Below are 18822 nucleotides of genomic sequence, written 5' to 3' on the forward strand. Positions count from 1 at the left end.
TTTGGCTTGAAAATAGAGGGTATAGGATGACAAAATCCGAACTGATCGAAAAACTTGCCACTAGGCAGTCGCAGCTGTCGGCTAAAGAGGTAGAAAGTGCAATCAAAGAGATGTTAGAGCAAATGGCTCATACATTGGAAGGCGGAGATCGTATCGAGATCCGTGGCTTTGGTAGCTTTTCTCTTCATTTCCGTGCGCCACGTACTGGTCGCAATCCTAAGACTGGAACATCAGTCGAATTGGATGGCAAGTATGTTCCGCATTTTAAGCCAGGCAAAGAACTGCGCGAACGTGTCGATGCGATCAACGCATAAATGACATTGTTTTAAAAGCCTCCGAATGGAGGCTTTTTTATGCCTGAAATGAACTAAATCCTAGCTAGTTCAGTTAATATCTTAGATAATCAGTTGATTGAAATGGGTATATGGAGTGTATCGTGCGGTCATTTATCGTCACAGTGTTAGTAGCACTACTTTTCTTCTTTGCATTAATCTTCGGTGCGCGTAACGAGCAGATGGTAACTATCAGTTATTTTGTTGCTCAGGGCGAATTCCGATTACCCCTAGTGCTGGCTTTTGTATTTCTGGCCGGTTTTATGATCAGCTGGGTATTTGCCATTTATCATATGACTAAACTCAAATTGGCGTTAAGAAATGCCAAAAAGAGATGCACCCAACTCGAATCTAGATTAGAAGGGATGACTCCCGCTCGGGACGTCGACGCCTAATATGCAAGAGATCCTGTTTCTGTTGCTTCCAATTGCCGCCGGTTATGGCTGGTATATGGGACGGCGCAGTGTAAGGCATAATCAGAGTAGCCAAAGAAAACAGTTGAGTCGTGATTATTTCACGGGTCTTAATTTTCTCCTGTCCAATGAGTCAGACAAAGCCGTCGATCTGTTTATTACCATGTTGGATGTCGATGATGACACCATAGACACACATCTCTCTCTTGGCTCTCTATTTAGAAAGCGTGGAGAAGTCGACCGCTCAATTCGTATCCATCAAAATTTAATTGCTAGACCCAGTCTCACCACTGAGCAGCGCGACATTGCCATGATGGAACTGGGTAAGGATTATCTCGCCGCAGGGTTTTATGATCGAGCCGAAGAGATATTCATTAATTTGGTGAAGCAAGACGATCACAGTGAAGATGCCGAAACCCATCTGATCGATATCTACCAGGTCACCAAAGATTGGCAAAAAGCCATCAATATCATCAAGAGCTTAAAACGAAAAAGACAGCAAAGCCTCAAGCACAATACGGCCCATTTTTATTGTGAACTGGCCAATGAACAGACTGACGTCGCCCCGCAGTTAAAACTGCTTCAGGCCGCGTTAAAACAAGACTCAGATTGTGGTCGGGCCTTACTCACTTTGGCGGAGAAGTATCTTGATTCAAATGAGTATGGCAAGTGCAAAGCACTGCTGGCTAAGTTACTCGACGCCGATATTGAGCTTTTCCCCGATGCGCTGTCGATTGCTCGTCAGGTATTCTATGACAGTCATGATCTTACCGGCTACAGCGACCTGCTTCGCCAAGCATTACAAAACGGGGCTGGTGCGAGCGTCGCCATCACCTTAGCGCAAAATATGATTGAACAAGGTGAGGCTCAAGAGGCGGAGCAGCTTGTTCTGGACGGATTATATCGTCACCCGACGATGAAAAGCTTCCAGCATCTGATGAAGATGCATGTACAGCAAGCCGAAGACGGACAAGCTAAAGAAAGTTTGACCATGTTGGAAAAACTGGTGGAGCAGCAGATCAGGTTCCGTCCCGGATACCGATGCAGCGGATGTGGCTTTCCTTCACATCGGCTCTATTGGCATTGTCCATCCTGTAAAAGTTGGGGCAAGATCAAACGAATTCGCGGTTTAGATGGCGAGTAAAACATGAACTCTCGCCCCCCATTTTGATGTTACTGGCGCTAGACTAGGTCTATGAGTTAACACGCTTAGAGTGAATCAACAGAACCGCCAAATATTTCTATCAGTCAGTAAATAAGATACTGATTGCGTATACCGCAAAGCAAATGGAGAAAAAATGAGTAATAAGTCGATTTTAGTCGCCCTGGATTTTGATGATAAGCATGCTGCTTTGCAACTGGTCGATCAATTAGATCCTAGTATGTGCCGTCTCAAAGTGGGCAAGGAGATGTTTACTCTTTTTGGACCCGAATTTATCAAGGCGCTCCATGAACGTGATTTCGAGGTGTTCCTGGATCTTAAATTCCACGATATCCCTAATACCGTAGCCAAGGCCGTCACCGCCGCAGCCGAGCTAGGAGTGTGGATGACCAACGTCCATGCCAGCGGCGGTCTCGCCATGATGCAGGCGGCTAAGAAAGCGCTTGAACCGTTTGGCGATAAAGCACCCATGCTGATCGCCGTTACTGTACTAACCTCCATGAGTGATGAAGATCTTAAGCTTATCGGCATAGATGTCCCAGCGTTCGAGCATGTACAGCGTTTAGCCACTTTGACAAAACAAGCGGGACTCGATGGTGTTGTTTGCTCTGCACATGAAGCACAAGTGCTAAAATCTAAGTTAGGTAAAGAATTTAAGCTGTGTACGCCGGGTATTCGTCCCGTTGGTGCCGATAAGGGCGATCAACACAGAGTTATGACGCCACCAGAAGCGATTGAAGCCGGTTCTGACTATTTAGTGATAGGAAGACCTATCACTAAAGCAGGGGATCCATTGGCCGCATTGAAGGCGATTCATGAGTCATTAAGCTAAGTATATTTGAAACTAGAGTCATGGGTGTCTTCTAGCTTCATTTCAATGAGGTAGTTGCTATGTTTAATTATCAAGATAAAAATGTCGTTGTTGTGGGTGGCACCAGTGGCATTAACTTAGACATAGCGACCGCATTTGCTCTGGCAGGCGCCAATGTGGCGGTTGCCAGTCGCAGCGCCGAAAAGGTCAATGCCGCAGTTAAATTATTGCGTGAAACCAATCCCAATGGCACCCATATGGGGGCGAGTTTCGACGTACGAGACCTTGAAGGTCTCAAGGCTGGTTTCTCTCAGTTTAAAGTCCATTTTACTCAAATCGATGTCTTAGTCAGTGGCGCCGCCGGTAACTTTCCGGCTCCCGCTGCCTTACTGAGTGAAAATGGCTTTAAGTCGGTGATGGACATAGATCTGCTGGGCAGCTTTCAGGTGCTTAAGCAAGCTTACCCTTTGATGACCAGACCAGGGGCTGTATCATTCAGATCTCGGCGCCCCAGGCATTTATCGCCATGCCCATGCAGGCACATGTGGGCGCGGCAAAGGCTGGCGTAGACATGTTGACTAAGAATCTGGCGTTGGAGTGGGGCTGTGAAGGGATCCGAATAAACTCAATCGTCCCGGGCCCCATCAGTGGTACTGAGGGCTTTAATCGATTAGCTCCCAGTGAAGAGTTACAAGCGCGTGTGGCTAAGAGCGTGCCTTTAAAGAGAAACGGCATAGGGCAAGATATTGCTAATGGCGCCTTATTCTTGGCATCTCCAATGGCCTCTTATATCACAGGTGTCGTACTGCCCATAGATGGCGGTTGGTCACTTGGCGGCGCATCTATGGCGATGGCTGAGTTGGCTCTGCTAGCGGCCAAACGGTCTAAAGAATGAGTTGAATTATCCAAGGTAATGAACTCAACAGAAATATTAATTACAGTGAGATACAGATGGCAAATCCTTTTCAAGAGCAACTGCTCAAAGCTGGTCTAGTCAGCAAACAAAAAGTACAGAAAGCCAGGACTCAGAAACGACGTGACCGTAAGGCCAAGGTTGATGATGGCTCTGCGGATTTAAAACTGCAAATAGCAGCGCAGAAACAGGAGCAGGCGGCGAAAGATAAGGCATTAAATGAGCAAAAATTTGCTGCTGCAACCGAGCAAGGCTTGGTTCGAGGCCTAGTGACTGAATTCACTCGCCTAGCCATAAAGCTACCGCAAAGCGCTGAGATAAAGTTTAATTTCACCCACAATAATAAAATCTTCTCGATTTATGTGAATGATAAATTACAGACTCAACTGCTTAACGGACAACTGGGTATAGTACGTCATGAAGATACCAGTTACTTAGTGCCCCATAAACTCGCAGAGCGAGTCAATATGTTGGTGTCCGAGTGGTGTGGCTACTTGTGGGTGAAAGATGACAATAGCCAAGTCGTCTGCGACGACGATCCTTATGCAGATTACGTCATCCCAGATGATTTGATGTGGTAGTAAACCAAGGGACTAGGTTCGAGTGCTTAGTCCCTAGTCCCTATCATCTTCGTCCTTAGATTTCCCATTCCCAGATCCCTCGTTCCTAGTTTCTAGTCCCTTATCCTATACTTACCTCTTTAGCTGAACTCTCTTTTCCCTCAATTTATCCAAATATCTCTTTCTTTTCCTACGGTATCTGGTATAAATTAAAACAAGTGTTTAAATCCAACGTTTGAGAGTCGATAATGAATCCTTACCAAGCTCCGTTAGCCGAAATGAAATTCCTGTTAGATAAGGTGTTTGATGCGCCTCAAACATGGGCATCTTTACCTGCCATTGCTGAAAATGTCGATATGGACACGGCGGTGGCGATAATGGATGAAGCAGAAAAGATAAGTCGCGAATTACTCCATCCTATAAACCGTAGTGGTGATGAGCAAGGTGTGGTGCATCAAGATGATAAGGTGATCACACCTGATGGCTATAAAGAGGCTTACACCCAGTATGCCGAAGGCGGTTGGGTAGGCCTCTGTGGCGAGCCTGAGCTCGGTGGCATGGGTATGCCTAAAATGTTGGGCGTACTCGTCGATGAAATGGCCTACAGCGCCTGTAACGCGTTTACCTTATACGGCTCACTTACAGCTGGCGCGGCCTTATGTATCAATGCCCACGGTAGCGATGAGTTGAAACAAAAATACCTGCCTATGATGTACAGCGGTGAGTGGTCAGGCGCCATGGACATGACAGAGCCTCAAGCTGGCTCAGATCTTCGGGGCATCCGCACTAAGGCAGTGCCTTTAGATGATGGCAGTTACAGCATCACAGGCAGCAAAATATTTATCACAGGTGGCGATCATGATCTCACCGAAAATGTGATTCATCTGGTATTGGCTAAGCTGCCTGACTCCAACGGCATCTCACTCTTCTTAGTTCCAAAAATCAAGGTCGACGATTCTGGTGCCTTGGGTGATTCGAATAACGTCACCGTCGGTTCAATAGAGCATAAGATGGGGCTGAAGGCATCGTCGACCTGTGTGATGAATTATGATGATGCACAGGGTTATCTCATCGGTAAGGCTAATCGAGGTTTAGTTTGTATGTTCACCATGATGAACTACGAGCGTCTGGCGATTGGTATCCAAGGTCTGGGTACATCACAAGCGGCTTACCAAATGGCAGCCGATTACGCCAAAGAGCGTGTTCAAGGGGTAGCTGCAGGTGGATCACCGACTGGTGCGACTAGCGACCCTATCATAGTGCACGGCGATGTACGCCGTATGTTGCTCAACATTCGGGTGTTAACCGAAGCGGGCCGTGCCCTGTCTGTGCTCACTGGGCAGCAGTTGGATATTGCCAAATACGGAGAAGGTGAGGCTCAAGCTAAGGCGAGTCGATATGTTGGCCTGTTAACCCCGGTAGCTAAGGCATTTTTGAGCGATCGCGGCCTTGACGCTGCCATCACAGCTCAACAAGTATTTGGTGGTCATGGCTATATCCGTGAAACGGGTATTGAGCAACTGGTACGTGACACTCGAATTGCACAAATCTATGAGGGGACCAATGGTATTCAGGCCATAGATTTTCTTGGCCGTAAGGTCACAGGGGATAATCTGGCTGCCTTAACTGAGTTTGTTAATGAGTGTACTGCCAAGCTATCGACCCTGAGTCATGCCGATGCAGCACACAAGGCTAAGGTGACTGAGCTGTTGCAACAGCTTATCTTAGTCGCATCTGAGATCAATGATAAGAAACTCGAAAAGCCTGCAGTTATCAATGCCTGCGCCGTCGATTTTCTCGATGCCTTTGGCCATGTCTTATATGGTTATTTCTGGCTATTGATGTCAGATGCCGCCGTGCCACACTCGGATAAAGAGTTCGCTGTTCAGAAACGCTACCTGAGTGATTTCTACATCAACAAGATGCTGCCTAAGGCCGAATATCATCTGGCTCAGGTGCGTGCCGGTGAAGCTACCATTATGGACATACCTGAATCTTTGTTCTGATCTAATACCAATTGATATAGCGCGTAAAAAAGCGAATACTCCTCAGTATTCGCTTTTTTGTTTTGGGCCTTAATTTATGTGGCTTAAGCCATCAATTTGCTGGACTCGAAGGGGTGAGGGCAGAGCCTGCTTGAGACTCTTGGGCTAACGTATTATCCATTAAAGAGTGTAGAAACAGTGCGCTGAAAGGCGCTCTTTGTTGTTTCTTCTCCAGGGGACTCTGACCGTTTTCTAAGATCACAAACAGGGTGTCACCTTGGGTTTCACTCCTGATAAAACCAGCAAGATTATCCACTCCCTGCATAGATCCCGTTTTAGCCATGACATGCTTGAGCAGGGGCGGTTTATTAAAACTTGCCTTATATTTGAGTGTGCCGCTGACGCCTGCAACCGGCAGTGAGTCTATGAGCTGGGCAAATCTTGAGTCGGTATAGATCAAATGTAATACCTGACTGAGCTGACGTGCACTGAGTAGGTTATATCTGGAGAGCCCTGAGCCATCGACAATCTGTGCATGGGTTAACACTATACCTTCACCACTGAGTACATCTTTAAGGGCTCGGCTGCCGTTACTGAAGTTGCCTGGTCCTTGATAGTTTTTTGTGCCTAGCTGTTTGAGTAAACTATCGGCAATCAGGTTATCGGACTTGATCAGCATGATCCCTAGTAAGTCGGGTAGAGGGGCGGAATCATGGGCCGCAATTAAGCGAGCCTGGGTAGGTAGCTGGTGTTTAATCGATATGTGTCCCTTGAGTAGAATCTTACTGCTTTTGAGTATTTGCGACATAGACTCTTGCATAAATAAGCCGGGATCTGTGATGGCAATGGCGAGTTTAATGGCTTGTGAGCCTGAATAGCAGCCGCTAAGGGAAAAATGATTGCCGGGTAAGCGTTGTAGATCTAATTGGCAAAATTTTTCGATGCCCGATTTATCAAACACTGAGGTGTTGGTGATGCTGATAGGGATATAGCCTGGAACCGATAATTGACTCTGATTACTGGCCAGTTTTGGGGAGAGTTTTCCGTGAACACAGTTCCGGTTGAGTACAAAACTTGACACAGGCGCTGCATAACAGATCCCCAGATCATCCCAAACCCAACCAGGTGCTTGTAACTGTTCATTGGCCTGACCGATTAAATAGAGGCTGCCTTCGATTCGATATAAGCCTTGCTCGGTAAGCTGTGAGAGCAGTGACCTGAGATCTTGGGTTTTCAATGTTGGATCGCCGCTGAAGCTGATGTAGACATCACCGGCAATCACGCCGTCCTTTATGGGAAATCTAGAGTACACACGAGTGCTGAATCTAAACTCGTTGCCCAGTGATGATGTGGCTGCTACCGCAGTCAGTAATTTCATGGTACTGGCGGGTAAGAGTAAGGTATCCGGGTTCTGCTCAAAGATGATGTTGCCGGTCACCAGGTTTGTAGCAATGATCGCCGTATGGGAATGAGGCGGCTTAATGATGGATAACAAATTATTAAAATAGTCATCGCCTAGAACAGGGAGAGATAAACAGCTAAGCAGAAAACAGGCGTTAACGAGAGGTCTCATAAAATTCACATAGGTAAGTGACTTAGCAGTGATGAACATGGGTGACTAAGTCAATAAAGAGTACAGACTTATATCATAGCGGTTATTCATCTTCGGGTTTATCTTTTTCCATTAACCGATAGAGCCTTAACGTCACAAAGGTCACTAAGCCGATAAAGAGCGGTAAGATAAAAATCCCCAGCTGTGCCTTGAAGTGAAAAATAGCCCATGCCATGAGTAGGCTTATCGCGATTGTGCTTAATATCTTAACATTCATTATTATCTCCATATCGATTGTTTTGACGAGTCGGCTATTATAACCAAAGTTTGAATTCAATGCCGTGTCCAGTGAAAGATATTAATATCAATTAAGCTAAGTTTTCGTTGCCGATGCTACAACTGGGTTGCATAGCTTGGGTAATACCGATAAATTGCTGTGAACATTATTCACATTAGTTCGATCTGCTATGCAAGTCGGTTAGTGCTTAATTTGAGCGCTTTGTGCACTCAAATCTGCATTTGCTCGAAATACGTACACTTCTTATAGTCTTATGCTGCAAAAATGGAGAAAACCCTTGCCCAATGGGGTGTAAATCGGTAATTTCTATCCCCTTATGATTTATATAAGGGATCGATATGCCTCATATTCGTATGCGCGGACTACCTGAAGACGCTGTAGCCAGCCTGAGCCGTACATTACTCGCACAATTAGCCGAGTTATGTCGGATCGATGCTCAAGGGTTTACCTTGGACTGGATACCAAGTACAAGTTACCGCGATGGCAAAGTCGATCTGAGTACGACACAAGTTGAAGTACTCTGGTTCCCTAAAGATCCCGATACCCACGATAAAGTAGAGCAAGCGATCCGTAAAGCCATCACATCGGCTTATCCGGAGTTGCAGCATCTGGCTGTAATGTTTAGCGCATTAGACCCGAGCACCTACTACCGTGACGGAAAGCATTTTTAAAGGAGATGACCTTGCTTGATAAGCTTGGTGGAATACCAATCCAACCCGACGCATTACAATGGTTGCTTACGCCCAAAGCCTTAAAGGCTGAACTCTTAACGCGTATCGCCGCTGCGGTTAATTCAATCTATATCGCCGCCCTTTATCTCGAAGATGATGAGGCGGGCCGAGAGATCTTAGCGGCATTAATGTCAGCCAAAGACAAGAACCCTGAACTCGACATCAAGGTCTTAGTCGATTTCCATCGCGCCAGGCGAGGCCTGATAGGTCATAAGGGTGACAGTGGGAATTATCAGATGTATCGCAAGGTGATGCAGGCTGCTAAGCATCCAATCGAAATTTTAGGTGTACCGGTCAAATCTCGTGAGTTTTTGGGCGTACTGCATCTTAAAGGATATATTGTCGATGACGCCGTGATATACAGTGGTGCCAGCATCAATGATATCTACCTGCATCAAGGTGAAAAATACCGCTTCGATCGATATCATGTGATGGAATCGGCTGAACTGGCGCGATCCATGAGGCAGATGATTCAAACCTATTTGGTACAAGATCCCGCGGTTTGCTCACTGACTCAAGATAAAGCTACAGAATCTCTGCCTGATAAACACGATATCCGTACACTCAAGTCACGTTTAGCTAAGGCGAGCTATCAATATGAATCCACCACCATAGGCAATCGCGTCACGCCTTTAGTGGGTTTAGGCAGGAAGAAAAACAAGCTCAATAAGATAGTCGTCGATATGGTGGCGCAATCAAAAGATGCCTTGTTTATCTGTACTCCCTATTTTAACCCACCTTACATACTGGCACGTGCCTTAGCTAAGCATCTTAAAGACGGTAAGCGTATCGATATCGTAGTGGGGGATAAAACCGCCAATGATTTCTATATTCCGCCAGAGCAAGATTTCTCAACTATAGGAGCCTTGCCATACATGTATGAGCAGTCTCTTCGAAAATTCGCCAAGCGTCAGCAATGGGCGGTGGAGAATGGCCAACTCAATATTCATCTCTGGAAAGATGGCATAAATAGCTATCATCTCAAGGGGATCAGTGCCGACAGTAAACGTCATTTGCTCACCGGCAGTAACTTAAATCCTCGTGCATGGGCGCTGGATCTGGAGAATGGCTTATTGCTCCATGATGAGTGCGGTGCCTGGAAGGATAAGTTTGAACAGGAGCAGGCGCATATCCTGCAGCACACAGAGCGCTTGTATCATTACAGCCAGATAGAGACACTAAACAAGTATCCGGCTCCGGTGCGTAAGATAATGACTCGTATCAGGCGCCTAAAAGCAGACTTCCTGCTAAGACGTATTCTTTAGGCTTCAAGTAAGGTCCTGACCATCGTGATCAGGACCTCGTCTATAAAATCTCAATTCTCACCTATTAAGTGTTGTCTCTTACCTAGCGACTAAATACCTAAAATCTATTAGTAGAATAAATCAAGTACTGGCAGAATTGTGGCCCAAATCTGAACCCATTTTGGCGTAATTCAGTGCCAGCATGACTAAGAAGACCATGATGGCGCACAAGACTCCGACACTGAGTTGACCGTGCATGGGCACCAGTGACATCAAGAGCGCTGCCAGTCCCGCGCCGAAGTTCTGCAGACCACCGAGTAGGGCGCCTGCAACACCCGCATGGCGGGGAAATGGCTCCAGTGCCGCCGAGGTCAGCACCGGAAACAGCATGCCGGCACCGCTAAAGAAGAGAATCGAACCTAGGAGCAGGCTCCAGCCAATCACTAAGTTTGACAGACCAGGGATCAAGATAAACAGAGTACCGGCCCCCAGAAGCGCCACACTTCGATAAACGACGCTGTGTTTGTTATCTATTTTGGCTGCATAGTATGCACCTGCCAGGTAACCCGGTATTGGTGCCACAAAATAGCAGCTGACCCAGAAAGGTGACAATTTGAGAAACTGACCATAAAAGATACCGGCAACAGCCTCGAAAGCGGCAATGCCGGCGAAGGTGGCAACCAGGCAGAGCAGATAACTCTTAAACTTCCTATTGGAGAGTACGAAGCGGTATGAGGCTAACACCGACTCAGGCTTTCGCTGTGTGATGGGCAGCGACTCCTTAAATTTGAACATGATCAGCAGGAGTACCAGGATGCCGAATGCGGCGAGCAGATCGTATACCGATTGCCAACCAAAATAATGGGTCATAAAGCTGCCGACAAAAGGGGCTATTAGGGGAGAAAATACCACGGCCATTGAGATATAACTGTTAACTCTGACCAGAGGCTCACCGAAGTAATGATCCCGCGGAATACTGCGACACAAGGCTCCGGCACTGGCGGTCCCCGCTCCCTGCAGTAAGGTTGCCGCGATGAGTAATTGGTAGTTGGTGGCAAAGCTGGCGAGCAGGGCACCGAGAATAAAAATACTCAAGCCAACGATTAATACTGGTTTGCGACCGTATCTGTCGGAGGCGGGACCATAGATAAATTGCAGTAAGCCATAGGACAGCAGATAACAGGCCATGATGGCTTGAAGTTGCCCCGGTGATGCATGGAAGCTAGCCGTTATGTCTGGAAGCGCGGGAACGAAGATGGTCTGAGCCATCTGGCCGCAGGCGACCATCATAACGATTAGGAAAATTAGGGATGAGAAACCCGTTTCCTGACCGTGATTTTTTCCGGTAGAAACAGGTGTTGACTGAGGGCCGGTCATGATGACTCCAAAAGGATAAAACAGGGGTTTGATAAGGAAGCGGCATCATACTGGGTACTGAAACAAATTCAATGGATAACAACCCTTATTATCAGGCATTTATTCTCATCGTTTTCATCAATTTTTCTAAGGTGAAAAGGCTGTAATTATTAGTTTACGTTTTGTATGGTTAAGGTTAACCATGAAATAAGTCGATAACATGGCATTGAGGCGAGCTCATCACCTCAGAGGGGGTAATCTTGCAGGTAGCTGAAAACTATTGTGTGGTGTTCGGCCCGATAGTAAAATAGCGGATGTGCCGATAACGGCTATCAAAAAATTTAATCACAAATGACGAGTTATGAATCTTAAGCAACACGCTATCCACAAGCTTTACCAATACCGTAAGGCGATCTCCACCCGGCCTTATGGAGCCAGGGGCAAGAACCTGATCAGATGTGAGCTGTGTTTACTGGCACAGACATATTGCACCTGTCAGAGTCGCCGCCAACTGGTGTCTGATAATGCATTTTTACTCATCATGTATGATGATGAGGTGCTAAAACCGAGTAATAGTGGTCGCCTCATCGCAGATCTGATCCCCGATACCTATGCCTATATCTGGTCCAGAACCCAGGCAAACCGAAAAATGTTGGCATTGATACAAGATCCTCGTTATCAGCCTTTCGTCATCTTTCCTGGTGAATATGCCTACCCAGATCAAACAGTGGTCAGTGAGCTTAAGCCCACAGGTTTAGATAGCGCTAAGAAACCACTGTTTATTATGCTAGACGGTAGCTGGCGCGAAGCGATTAAGATGTTTCGCAAGAGCCCTTACTTACATGATTTGCCATTGCTCTCTTTTACCCCTGAGACCCTTGCCAAGTACGGTTTGAGAAAGGGCAGCCGGGATTTTCAGCTTGGCACAGCCGAAGTGGCAGTATTGGCATTAGCGGCGTCGGGTGAGAAGGGTAATGCCGAGGCGCTGAGTATCTGGTTTGAGCTGTTTATCGCCGCTTCGATGTTTAGTCGAAGTCGTCAAAGCAATAAAGATCTCAGTCCCCTGAATCAACTCTCAGAAGAGTTTACGCAAATGGTTGACGTAAAACCTTCTCGGTAAGTCTCACTTTATTCAGGTCTGGCTTTTGCCCAGCCTAGACCTGGTTTTATTCGTTTTACCCTCTTTATCTCTTCCATTGTCTTGATCGTACGTAAAATACCGCAACAGTTAAGTCGGTGTTCCACTCAAAAAAAATCAATACTCTCCTGCATTTCAATTACACAGTTTCAACAGCTAAGAAAAAAATGCGCTATTTGCGTGTATTTGTTGAGCGTTTATTGGTCAACCCTGTATTAAAGTTAACATTCTCTTGCTGTTACAGTTGTTTAGAACTTACAATTACATTTGATTAACTTAATGAATATTTCTTTATCGGACACATTAGTTGATTGTAAATCGAACAAAAATAGGCATCCGATCATCAAATACAATTTTGGGACATGAATATGGCACAGGTTTTCACACGTTCAGCGCTCACCTTAGCGTTGCTCATAGGCGCTGCAACATTGATAGGTTGTGAGAAGGATGTGCCCCCAATTACCCCGAAATTAGTGGTCGTCGAGCAGGTCACTACGGCCACTGTGCCACTCTATGGAAATTATGTGGGGATCACTCAGGCTTCACTCGATGTAGAGGTGAGAGCGCGTGTTGATGGTTTTGTTGAAGATAAGAGTTTCATCGAAGGCAGCGCGGTGAAAGAAGGTACTGTGCTTTATCGGATCGATAATCGTCCTTATCTCGCCGTCGTGAACCGACTGAACGCCAATGTCGAGTCACAGCAATCTATGCTAGATAAGGCCAGACGTGATGTCGACAGATTAAAACCTCTCTACGAGCAAGATGCCGCCAGTCAGCTGGATTTCGACAATGCCTTGTCAGTCCTATCCCAATCAAGATCGAGTCTGGCTGCGAGCAAGGCGGAATTGGAAGAAGCTGAGTTAGAGTTAAGTTATACAGAAATACGCTCACCCATATCAGGGCTGGTCAGTCGCTCAGAAGTCGACATAGGTGCCCTGGTGGGGAGCAGTGGCCAGTCATTGTTGACCCGAGTGAAACGGGTAGACCCTATCTATGTGACATTTAACATGTCGGCGCTGGATTATCTCAATGCCAGGAGACGCATGACCAGCTATAGCGAACAAAAAGAGGCTGAGGCCGAAGGTAAAGCGGTCGAAGGCTTTGTGACCATCACCTTGCCCGATAACAGTGAGTATCGCTATCTTGGTGACGTACGTTTTACCGACCCATCGGTCAATCCAGAGACAGGGACATTCCAGGTACGAGCCGAGTTGCCCAATCCAGATAAAGAGCTGCTCCCGGGTCAATATACCAATGTACGTATCAAGCTCAATGAGGTGAGTAACGCCATCGTTATTCCGCAGAAAGCCACTCAAGTCGAGCAAGGCGGAGTCTATGTGATGGTGGTGCTACCCGATCATAAAGTGGAACGCCGTTTTATCGTGATTGAACATCAGGGGAAAATGGGTGTAGTGGTTAAGAGCGGCCTCAAGGCGGGAGAGCTGGTTATTGTCGAAGGCATGCACCGCGTTCGTCACGGACAATTGGCCGAGCCCTTAACCGCGGAGCAATATCTTAAGCAGGAAGACACTAAGCAGAAGGAGCAGGCACTCAAACAGCAGGCACTAGAGCAGGAGCAGAAATAATGGCTCAGTATTTCGTTAATCGTCCTGTCTTTGCCTGTGTTATCTCCATCGTTATCGTGCTGTTGGGCCTGATAGGCATGGTTAATCTGCCTATCGATCAATATCCCTATATTACTCCGCCTCAGGTCAAGGTTTCTGCATCATATCCGGGCGCGACGTCGACGACGGCGGCGGAGTCAGTGGCTACGCCCTTAGAGCAAGAGCTCAATGGCTTGCCTAATATGATCTACATGAGCTCCAAGAGTACTAATTCGGGTAGCGCTAATGTCACCATCACCTTCGATGTGGGCACCAACCCGGATCTCGCCGCGGTGGATGTGCAAAATTCGACCCAACAAGCCAGCGGCAGCTTGCCCATAGATGTACAAACCGAGGGAGTGACGGTATCGAAAGAAGCCTCGGTTGAGTTGCTCAAGCTGGCGTTGACCTCCAGCGATGAGCGCTATGATGAAATTTATCTGAGTAACTATGGCACCATCAACATCGAATCTGCGCTTAAACGCATTCCCGGCGTCGGGCGGGTGCGTAACACTGGCGCACGAAGCTATTCGATGCGAGTCTGGTTAAAGCCTGATACCATGGCGGGCTATGGCCTGACTACGGCGGATGTGATCAGTGCTATCAAGGCGCAGAACAAGGAGTCTCCTGTGGGCACTATCGGTTCTCAGCCCAACAGCGACACGCTCAGTATGACCTTGCCAATTACCGCCTCGGGCCGCATGAGCAGTGTGCCCGAATTTAATGAGATCATCGTTCGTGCCAATAATGACGGCTCCCTCATACGCCTCAGAGACATAGCTCAGATTGAGCTCGGTTCATCCGCTTATACATTGCAGTCTCAGCTCAATGGTGCCAACGCCACCATCTTACAGGTCTATCTGTTACCAGGATCTAATGCCTTAGAGGTGACCAAAAACGTCAAGAAGGAGATGGCTAAGCTAGCTGAAAAGTTTCCTCAAGGCATGAATTGGGAAGTCTTCTTCGATGCATCCGTGTTTATCGAGAATTCCATCGATGAGGTGGTTAAAACCTTAGTCGAAGCGCTTATTTTGGTCATCTTAGTCGTGTATCTGTTTCTGCAAAACATTCGCGCCACACTCATCCCTGCCATTGCTGTGCCAGTTTCCCTGATAGGCACAATGGCGGCCATGCTAGTGTTTGGCTTCACCATAAATACCGTGAGTCTGTTAGCCCTGGTGCTAGCTATCGGCATAGTGGTGGATGATGCCATCGTGGTGGTAGAAAATGTCGAGCGCTTGATGAATGAAAATGGCCTCAGTCCGGCCGAGGCTACCCGCACCGCCATGAAAGAGCTATCCGGGGCCCTGGTTGCCACAAGCTTGGTGCTCGCAGCCGTGTTTGTGCCTGTGTCATTCTTGTCTGGGATCACTGGCATCATGTACCGGGAGTTCGCGGTAGCCATCACAGTGGCTGTGCTTATCTCTACTGTGGTAGCCTTGACCCTGTCGCCAGCCTTATGTGCCTTATTGCTCAAACCCGGCGACAAAGCCACATCGGGTTTCTTTAAATGGATAAACGACAGACTCGATACCAGTACCAGTAAGTATGTCGCCTTAGTAGCCCTAACCACTAAGCATGCCAAGAGAAGTTACCTTGTGTTTGCCCTTATGGTGGGCGGTGTGTATTTGATCATGTCTAACTTGCCGTCCAGCTTTATGCCCAATGAAGATCAGGGTAGGTTCTTTATCGACATGACCTTGCCCGATGGCGCGACGGTAAACCGCTCACAAGCCGTGCTTAAAAAAGCCGAAGCTAAGGTATTAGCCAATCCCGCCGTGGCCTACTCATTTACCTTAGCCGGTGAAAACCGCCGCTCGGGTTCAAATCAGGCAAATGGTCAATTTGAAATAATCTTAAAGCCTTGGTCTGAGCGGGTAGAGAAAGATGCCACTGTGCAAAAGGTGATGAAAGAGATCCAAGCTTCGTTGCAGGGAATATTGGAGGCAGAATTTAACAGCTATTTACCCTCCGCCGTGCCGGGACTCGGCAACGGAGCAGGCGTTGAAATGGAGTTGCAGGATACCTCAGGCACTAACTTCAGGGGCCTGATGGAAACAGCCGATGAATTGGTCGAGAAGCTTAAGCTGCAGCCGGAAATTGCCACCGCGGGCTTATCTCTACAGAGCGCCATTCCTCAACTGCATTTGACGGTCGATGAAGCTAAGGCCATGGCCATCGGAGTCAATGTCGCCGATATCTATAGCACCATAAAGACCTTTACCGACTCATCCACGGTGAACGATTTTAACTTGTTCGGCCGTGTCTACCGGGTGAAGGTTCAGGCACAAGAGAGCTATCGTCAGTTTCCCGAGCAGATTAAAGATTACTATGTGCGCTCGGCAACCGGGGCCATGGTGCCTATAGGTGTACTCGCTAAGTATGATTACACGGTGGGACCCGCGGCGGTGACTCACTATAACCTGTTTTCCAGCGCCTCAATTAATGCTACACCTGCGCCGGGTTATGCCTCGGGTGATGTGATTAAGGCCATTGAGCGTGTGGCTGAGCCTTTGCTGCCTAAGGAGTTCAGTTATGAGTGGACCGGAATTACCTATCAAGAAGTGCAATCGGCCAACCAGACCAGTATTGCGGTCACCTTGGCCATGGTATTTGTCTTTTTGTTTCTCGCAGCCCTCTATGAAAGCTGGACTATTCCCATAGCCGTGTTGCTTATTGCGCCTATTGCCATGTTAGGTGCATCACTGGGCACCTTAGTGAGTGGCATGGAGAGTAACCTGTTTTTCCAGGTGGCCTTTATCGCGCTCATAGGGATGGCCGCCAAGAACTCCATCTTGATCGTAGAGTTTGCTAATCAGCTGCACAAACAGGGGAAGAGTAGACTCGATGCCGCTTTGGAAGCGGCCAATATGCGTTTCAGACCCATCTTGATGACCTCTATGGCCTTCATACTCGGTGTGCTGCCGCTGGTACTATCGGTTGGCCCAGGTGCTGTGAGCAGACAAAGTATCTCTATTCCTATTCTTTGCGGCATGATATTTGCGACAACAATAGGCATAGTCATGGTGCCACTGTTCTTCGTCACCACGGCGGGATGGCTTAAATCTAAGGTAAAACCAACAACAGACGCTGAGGACAGCTCAGATACCGGGTCTAATGGATCAGTGGAGGGGTCGAGCCATGTTTAAACACTACCTTGCAGCTAATTCTTTTAAACGACAGGGACTCGCTTGTGCGTTATCGACTGGCATATTGCTGTCAGGCTGTGCCATGGGACCAGATTATCAGCAGCCAGACCTTGAGATCCCCGGGCAATATCATGATGACCTGGCGCAAGCCCCTGGACCGAATATCGGTATGAGCCCTTGGCGTGAGTTTTATCTTGACCCGGACTTACAAGTATTGATTGAGCATGCGCTATCCAAGAACTTAGATCTGGAAACCGTACGTTCACGGCTCATCGCCGCACGCTCAAATATCACTGTAACGGATGCGGCGCTTTACCCTGCGTTGGGAATAAATGCCAATAGTGAGCGCTCTATCGACAGTAGTATCACCAACACTAATCCCAGTCATGAGAACGAATTTGATCTGGAGGGAACTGTTTCCTGGGAGCTGGATATCTGGGGCGCAAACCGGCGACGCAGCGAAGCTGAGTATGCTCACTTTCTCTCGGCGAAAGAGTCACTTAACCTGGCTGTGATCAGTCTCATCAGCGATGTGGCCAGTCGTTACTATGAGTGGCTGGATATCGAGCAAAGATATCAAATTTCATTGAACACAGTAGAGTTACGTAAAAAAGAGCGCAATCTGGCGCGTTTGCGTAAGGAAAACGGCGTTATTTCCGGACTGGAGGTGCGTCAAGCTGAGGTTGAGTATCAAAGTGCGAGAGTCACTCTGCCAGATTTGGACTTTGAGCGGCAGGAGAAAGCGAACCAACTGCGTATATTACTCGGCGAATTTAGTTATCCTTTAGCGGTCAAAACGGAAACTGACATTAAGACTGAAGGGAAATTGTTTCCTGATCAGTTTGCTGTCGGTGTGCCGTCGCAGATGTTATCTCAGCGTCCCGATGTCAAGTCGGCAGAGCAGGCCTTAGTGGCGGCGAATGCCAATGTAGGCGTCGCGAAAGCCGCCTTCTTCCCCTCATTCACCATAATAGGTAGCTATGGCACGGAAACCGATGACTTGAGCAGCATCTTCGACAGTCAAGGGGTGACTTGGTCTCTGCTTGGCGGGATCACCGCGCCAATCTTCAATGCAGGCAGCATATCTGCTCAATACGATATCGCACAAGAGGACTCTAAGCAGGCATTGCTGGCCTATCGCAGCACTGTGCTCAGAGCCTACTTTGAAGTTAATGATGCCATGAACAGCTTCAGACGTTCAGAGCTCGCCATCGAGGCGCAACAAGAGTTGGTTGCGGCATCGACTGAATATAATCGTCTGGCGACGCTCAGGTATCGAAATGGCGTCTCGAGCTCACTGGATCTTATGGATGCTCAGCGGAGCCTGTTTAGTGCTCAGCTCAGCCTAAGTCTGGTAAAGCGTGACAGGTTATTGTCTATGATCACTTTATACAGAGCACTCGGTGGAGGCCTGTTAGCTCAAGAAGAGAAGAGTAAGGAAGGGCAGGCCGTGGTGCAAGACTCCACTAGCAAGATCGCAGTATCACAAGGTGATAACGGCGAAGGTACTGCAGAGGCCGTTCAGGAACTGAACTAAGCATCCCATTAACATAGTGGTTAGAAAAATATCTTAT

15 protein-coding genes and 1 pseudogene are annotated in these 18822 nt (G+C 47.7%); 13 read left to right on the forward strand and 3 right to left on the reverse strand.

Annotated elements, in window-relative coordinates:
- Positions 1-26: 26 nt before the first annotated feature.
- From ihfB to FM037_RS13775, 7 genes and pseudogenes are all read left to right on the forward strand, one after another.
- Complete coding sequence (ihfB, locus tag FM037_RS13745; protein ID WP_077751352.1) at positions 27-314, forward strand: integration host factor subunit beta; 288 nt, start codon at positions 27-29, stop codon at positions 312-314.
- A 122-nt stretch (positions 315-436) separates the two neighbouring features.
- Positions 437-727, forward strand: coding sequence for a LapA family protein (locus FM037_RS13750; protein WP_144046468.1), 291 nt, complete (start codon positions 437-439; stop codon positions 725-727).
- Between the two features lies 1 nt (position 728).
- Positions 729-1889 carry a lipopolysaccharide assembly protein LapB gene (gene lapB / locus FM037_RS13755; RefSeq protein ID WP_144046469.1) on the forward strand — a complete coding sequence of 387 codons (1161 nt, stop codon included), beginning with the start codon at positions 729-731 and terminating at the stop codon, positions 1887-1889.
- 154 nt (positions 1890-2043) lie between these two features.
- Positions 2044-2739 (forward strand): orotidine-5'-phosphate decarboxylase, encoded by a 696-nt coding sequence (gene pyrF, locus FM037_RS13760; RefSeq protein WP_144046470.1) that lies wholly within the window; start codon positions 2044-2046, stop codon positions 2737-2739.
- 59 nt (positions 2740-2798) lie between these two features.
- Positions 2799-3613, forward strand: a pseudogene (locus FM037_RS13765) (SDR family oxidoreductase).
- Between the two features lie 56 nt (positions 3614-3669).
- Positions 3670-4212: a DUF2058 domain-containing protein gene (locus FM037_RS13770; RefSeq protein ID WP_144046471.1), complete on the forward strand. Its 543-nt coding sequence runs from the start codon at positions 3670-3672 to the stop codon at positions 4210-4212.
- Positions 4213-4439: 227 nt separating this feature from the next.
- Positions 4440-6197: an acyl-CoA dehydrogenase family protein gene (locus FM037_RS13775; protein ID WP_144046472.1), complete on the forward strand. Its 1758-nt coding sequence runs from the start codon at positions 4440-4442 to the stop codon at positions 6195-6197.
- A 91-nt stretch (positions 6198-6288) separates the two neighbouring features.
- Here the strand turns inward: FM037_RS13775 and dacB are convergent, their stop codons facing one another.
- Complete coding sequence (gene dacB / locus FM037_RS13780; protein ID WP_144046473.1) at positions 6289-7749, reverse strand: D-alanyl-D-alanine carboxypeptidase/D-alanyl-D-alanine endopeptidase; 1461 nt, start codon at positions 7747-7749, stop codon at positions 6289-6291.
- Positions 7750-7831: 82 nt separating this feature from the next.
- Complete coding sequence (locus tag FM037_RS13785) at positions 7832-8005, reverse strand: hypothetical protein (RefSeq protein WP_144046474.1); 174 nt, start codon at positions 8003-8005, stop codon at positions 7832-7834.
- Between the two features lie 359 nt (positions 8006-8364).
- Here FM037_RS13785 and FM037_RS13790 point away from each other — a divergent pair, with 359 nt between their 5' ends.
- Together FM037_RS13790 and pssA are read left to right on the forward strand one after the other, a co-directional pair.
- On the forward strand, positions 8365-8697 hold the full coding sequence (locus FM037_RS13790; protein WP_144046475.1) for a DUF1904 domain-containing protein: 333 nt from the start codon (positions 8365-8367) through the stop codon (positions 8695-8697).
- A gap of 11 nt (positions 8698-8708) precedes the next feature.
- Entirely contained in the window at positions 8709-10022 is a 1314-nt protein-coding gene (pssA, locus tag FM037_RS13795; protein ID WP_144046476.1) for a CDP-diacylglycerol--serine O-phosphatidyltransferase, read from the forward strand.
- Positions 10023-10142: 120 nt separating this feature from the next.
- Here pssA and emrD read toward each other — a convergent pair whose 3' ends face one another.
- Entirely contained in the window at positions 10143-11378 is a 1236-nt protein-coding gene (gene emrD, locus FM037_RS13800; RefSeq protein WP_144046477.1) for a multidrug efflux MFS transporter EmrD, read from the reverse strand.
- Between the two features lie 340 nt (positions 11379-11718).
- On the opposite strand from emrD, the gene FM037_RS13805 reads away from it, so the two are divergent.
- The 4 genes from FM037_RS13805 (at position 11719) to FM037_RS13820 (ending at position 18785) form a co-directional block, all read left to right on the forward strand.
- On the forward strand, positions 11719-12477 hold the full coding sequence (locus FM037_RS13805) for a tRNA-uridine aminocarboxypropyltransferase (RefSeq protein WP_144046478.1): 759 nt from the start codon (positions 11719-11721) through the stop codon (positions 12475-12477).
- Positions 12478-12863: 386 nt separating this feature from the next.
- Complete coding sequence (locus FM037_RS13810; protein ID WP_144046479.1) at positions 12864-14081, forward strand: efflux RND transporter periplasmic adaptor subunit; 1218 nt, start codon at positions 12864-12866, stop codon at positions 14079-14081.
- A complete protein-coding gene (locus FM037_RS13815) occupies positions 14081-17248 on the forward strand; it encodes an efflux RND transporter permease subunit (RefSeq protein ID WP_144046480.1) in 3168 nt (1055 codons plus the stop codon). Before FM037_RS13810 ends, FM037_RS13815 begins: the two co-directional genes overlap by 1 nt.
- Positions 17241-18785 (forward strand): efflux transporter outer membrane subunit, encoded by a 1545-nt coding sequence (locus tag FM037_RS13820; protein WP_229381188.1) that lies wholly within the window; start codon positions 17241-17243, stop codon positions 18783-18785. The genes FM037_RS13815 and FM037_RS13820 overlap by 8 nt, the downstream gene beginning before the upstream one ends.
- The last annotated feature ends 37 nt before the right edge of the window (positions 18786-18822 follow it).

The organism is Shewanella psychropiezotolerans (genome assembly GCF_007197555.1).
Classification (GTDB): domain Bacteria; phylum Pseudomonadota; class Gammaproteobacteria; order Enterobacterales; family Shewanellaceae; genus Shewanella; species Shewanella psychropiezotolerans.

Excerpts from the sequence above, each read along its gene's own strand:
- ihfB (WP_077751352.1), top strand. The coding sequence starts at position 27 with ATGACAAAATCCGAACTGATCGAAAAACTTGCCACTAGGCAGTCGCAG.
- lapB (WP_144046469.1), top strand. The coding sequence starts at position 729 with ATGCAAGAGATCCTGTTTCTGTTGCTTCCAATTGCCGCCGGTTATGGC.
- pyrF (WP_144046470.1), top strand. The coding sequence starts at position 2,044 with ATGAGTAATAAGTCGATTTTAGTCGCCCTGGATTTTGATGATAAGCAT.
- FM037_RS13770 (WP_144046471.1), top strand. The coding sequence starts at position 3,670 with ATGGCAAATCCTTTTCAAGAGCAACTGCTCAAAGCTGGTCTAGTCAGC.
- FM037_RS13775 (WP_144046472.1), top strand. The coding sequence starts at position 4,440 with ATGAATCCTTACCAAGCTCCGTTAGCCGAAATGAAATTCCTGTTAGAT.
- dacB (WP_144046473.1), bottom strand. The coding sequence starts at position 7,749 with ATGAGACCTCTCGTTAACGCCTGTTTTCTGCTTAGCTGTTTATCTCTC.
- FM037_RS13785 (WP_144046474.1), bottom strand. The coding sequence starts at position 8,005 with ATGAATGTTAAGATATTAAGCACAATCGCGATAAGCCTACTCATGGCA.
- FM037_RS13790 (WP_144046475.1), top strand. The coding sequence starts at position 8,365 with ATGCCTCATATTCGTATGCGCGGACTACCTGAAGACGCTGTAGCCAGC.
- emrD (WP_144046477.1), bottom strand. The coding sequence starts at position 11,378 with ATGACCGGCCCTCAGTCAACACCTGTTTCTACCGGAAAAAATCACGGT.
- FM037_RS13805 (WP_144046478.1), top strand. The coding sequence starts at position 11,719 with ATGAATCTTAAGCAACACGCTATCCACAAGCTTTACCAATACCGTAAG.
- FM037_RS13810 (WP_144046479.1), top strand. The coding sequence starts at position 12,864 with ATGGCACAGGTTTTCACACGTTCAGCGCTCACCTTAGCGTTGCTCATA.
- FM037_RS13815 (WP_144046480.1), top strand. The coding sequence starts at position 14,081 with ATGGCTCAGTATTTCGTTAATCGTCCTGTCTTTGCCTGTGTTATCTCC.
- FM037_RS13820 (WP_229381188.1), top strand. The coding sequence starts at position 17,241 with ATGTTTAAACACTACCTTGCAGCTAATTCTTTTAAACGACAGGGACTC.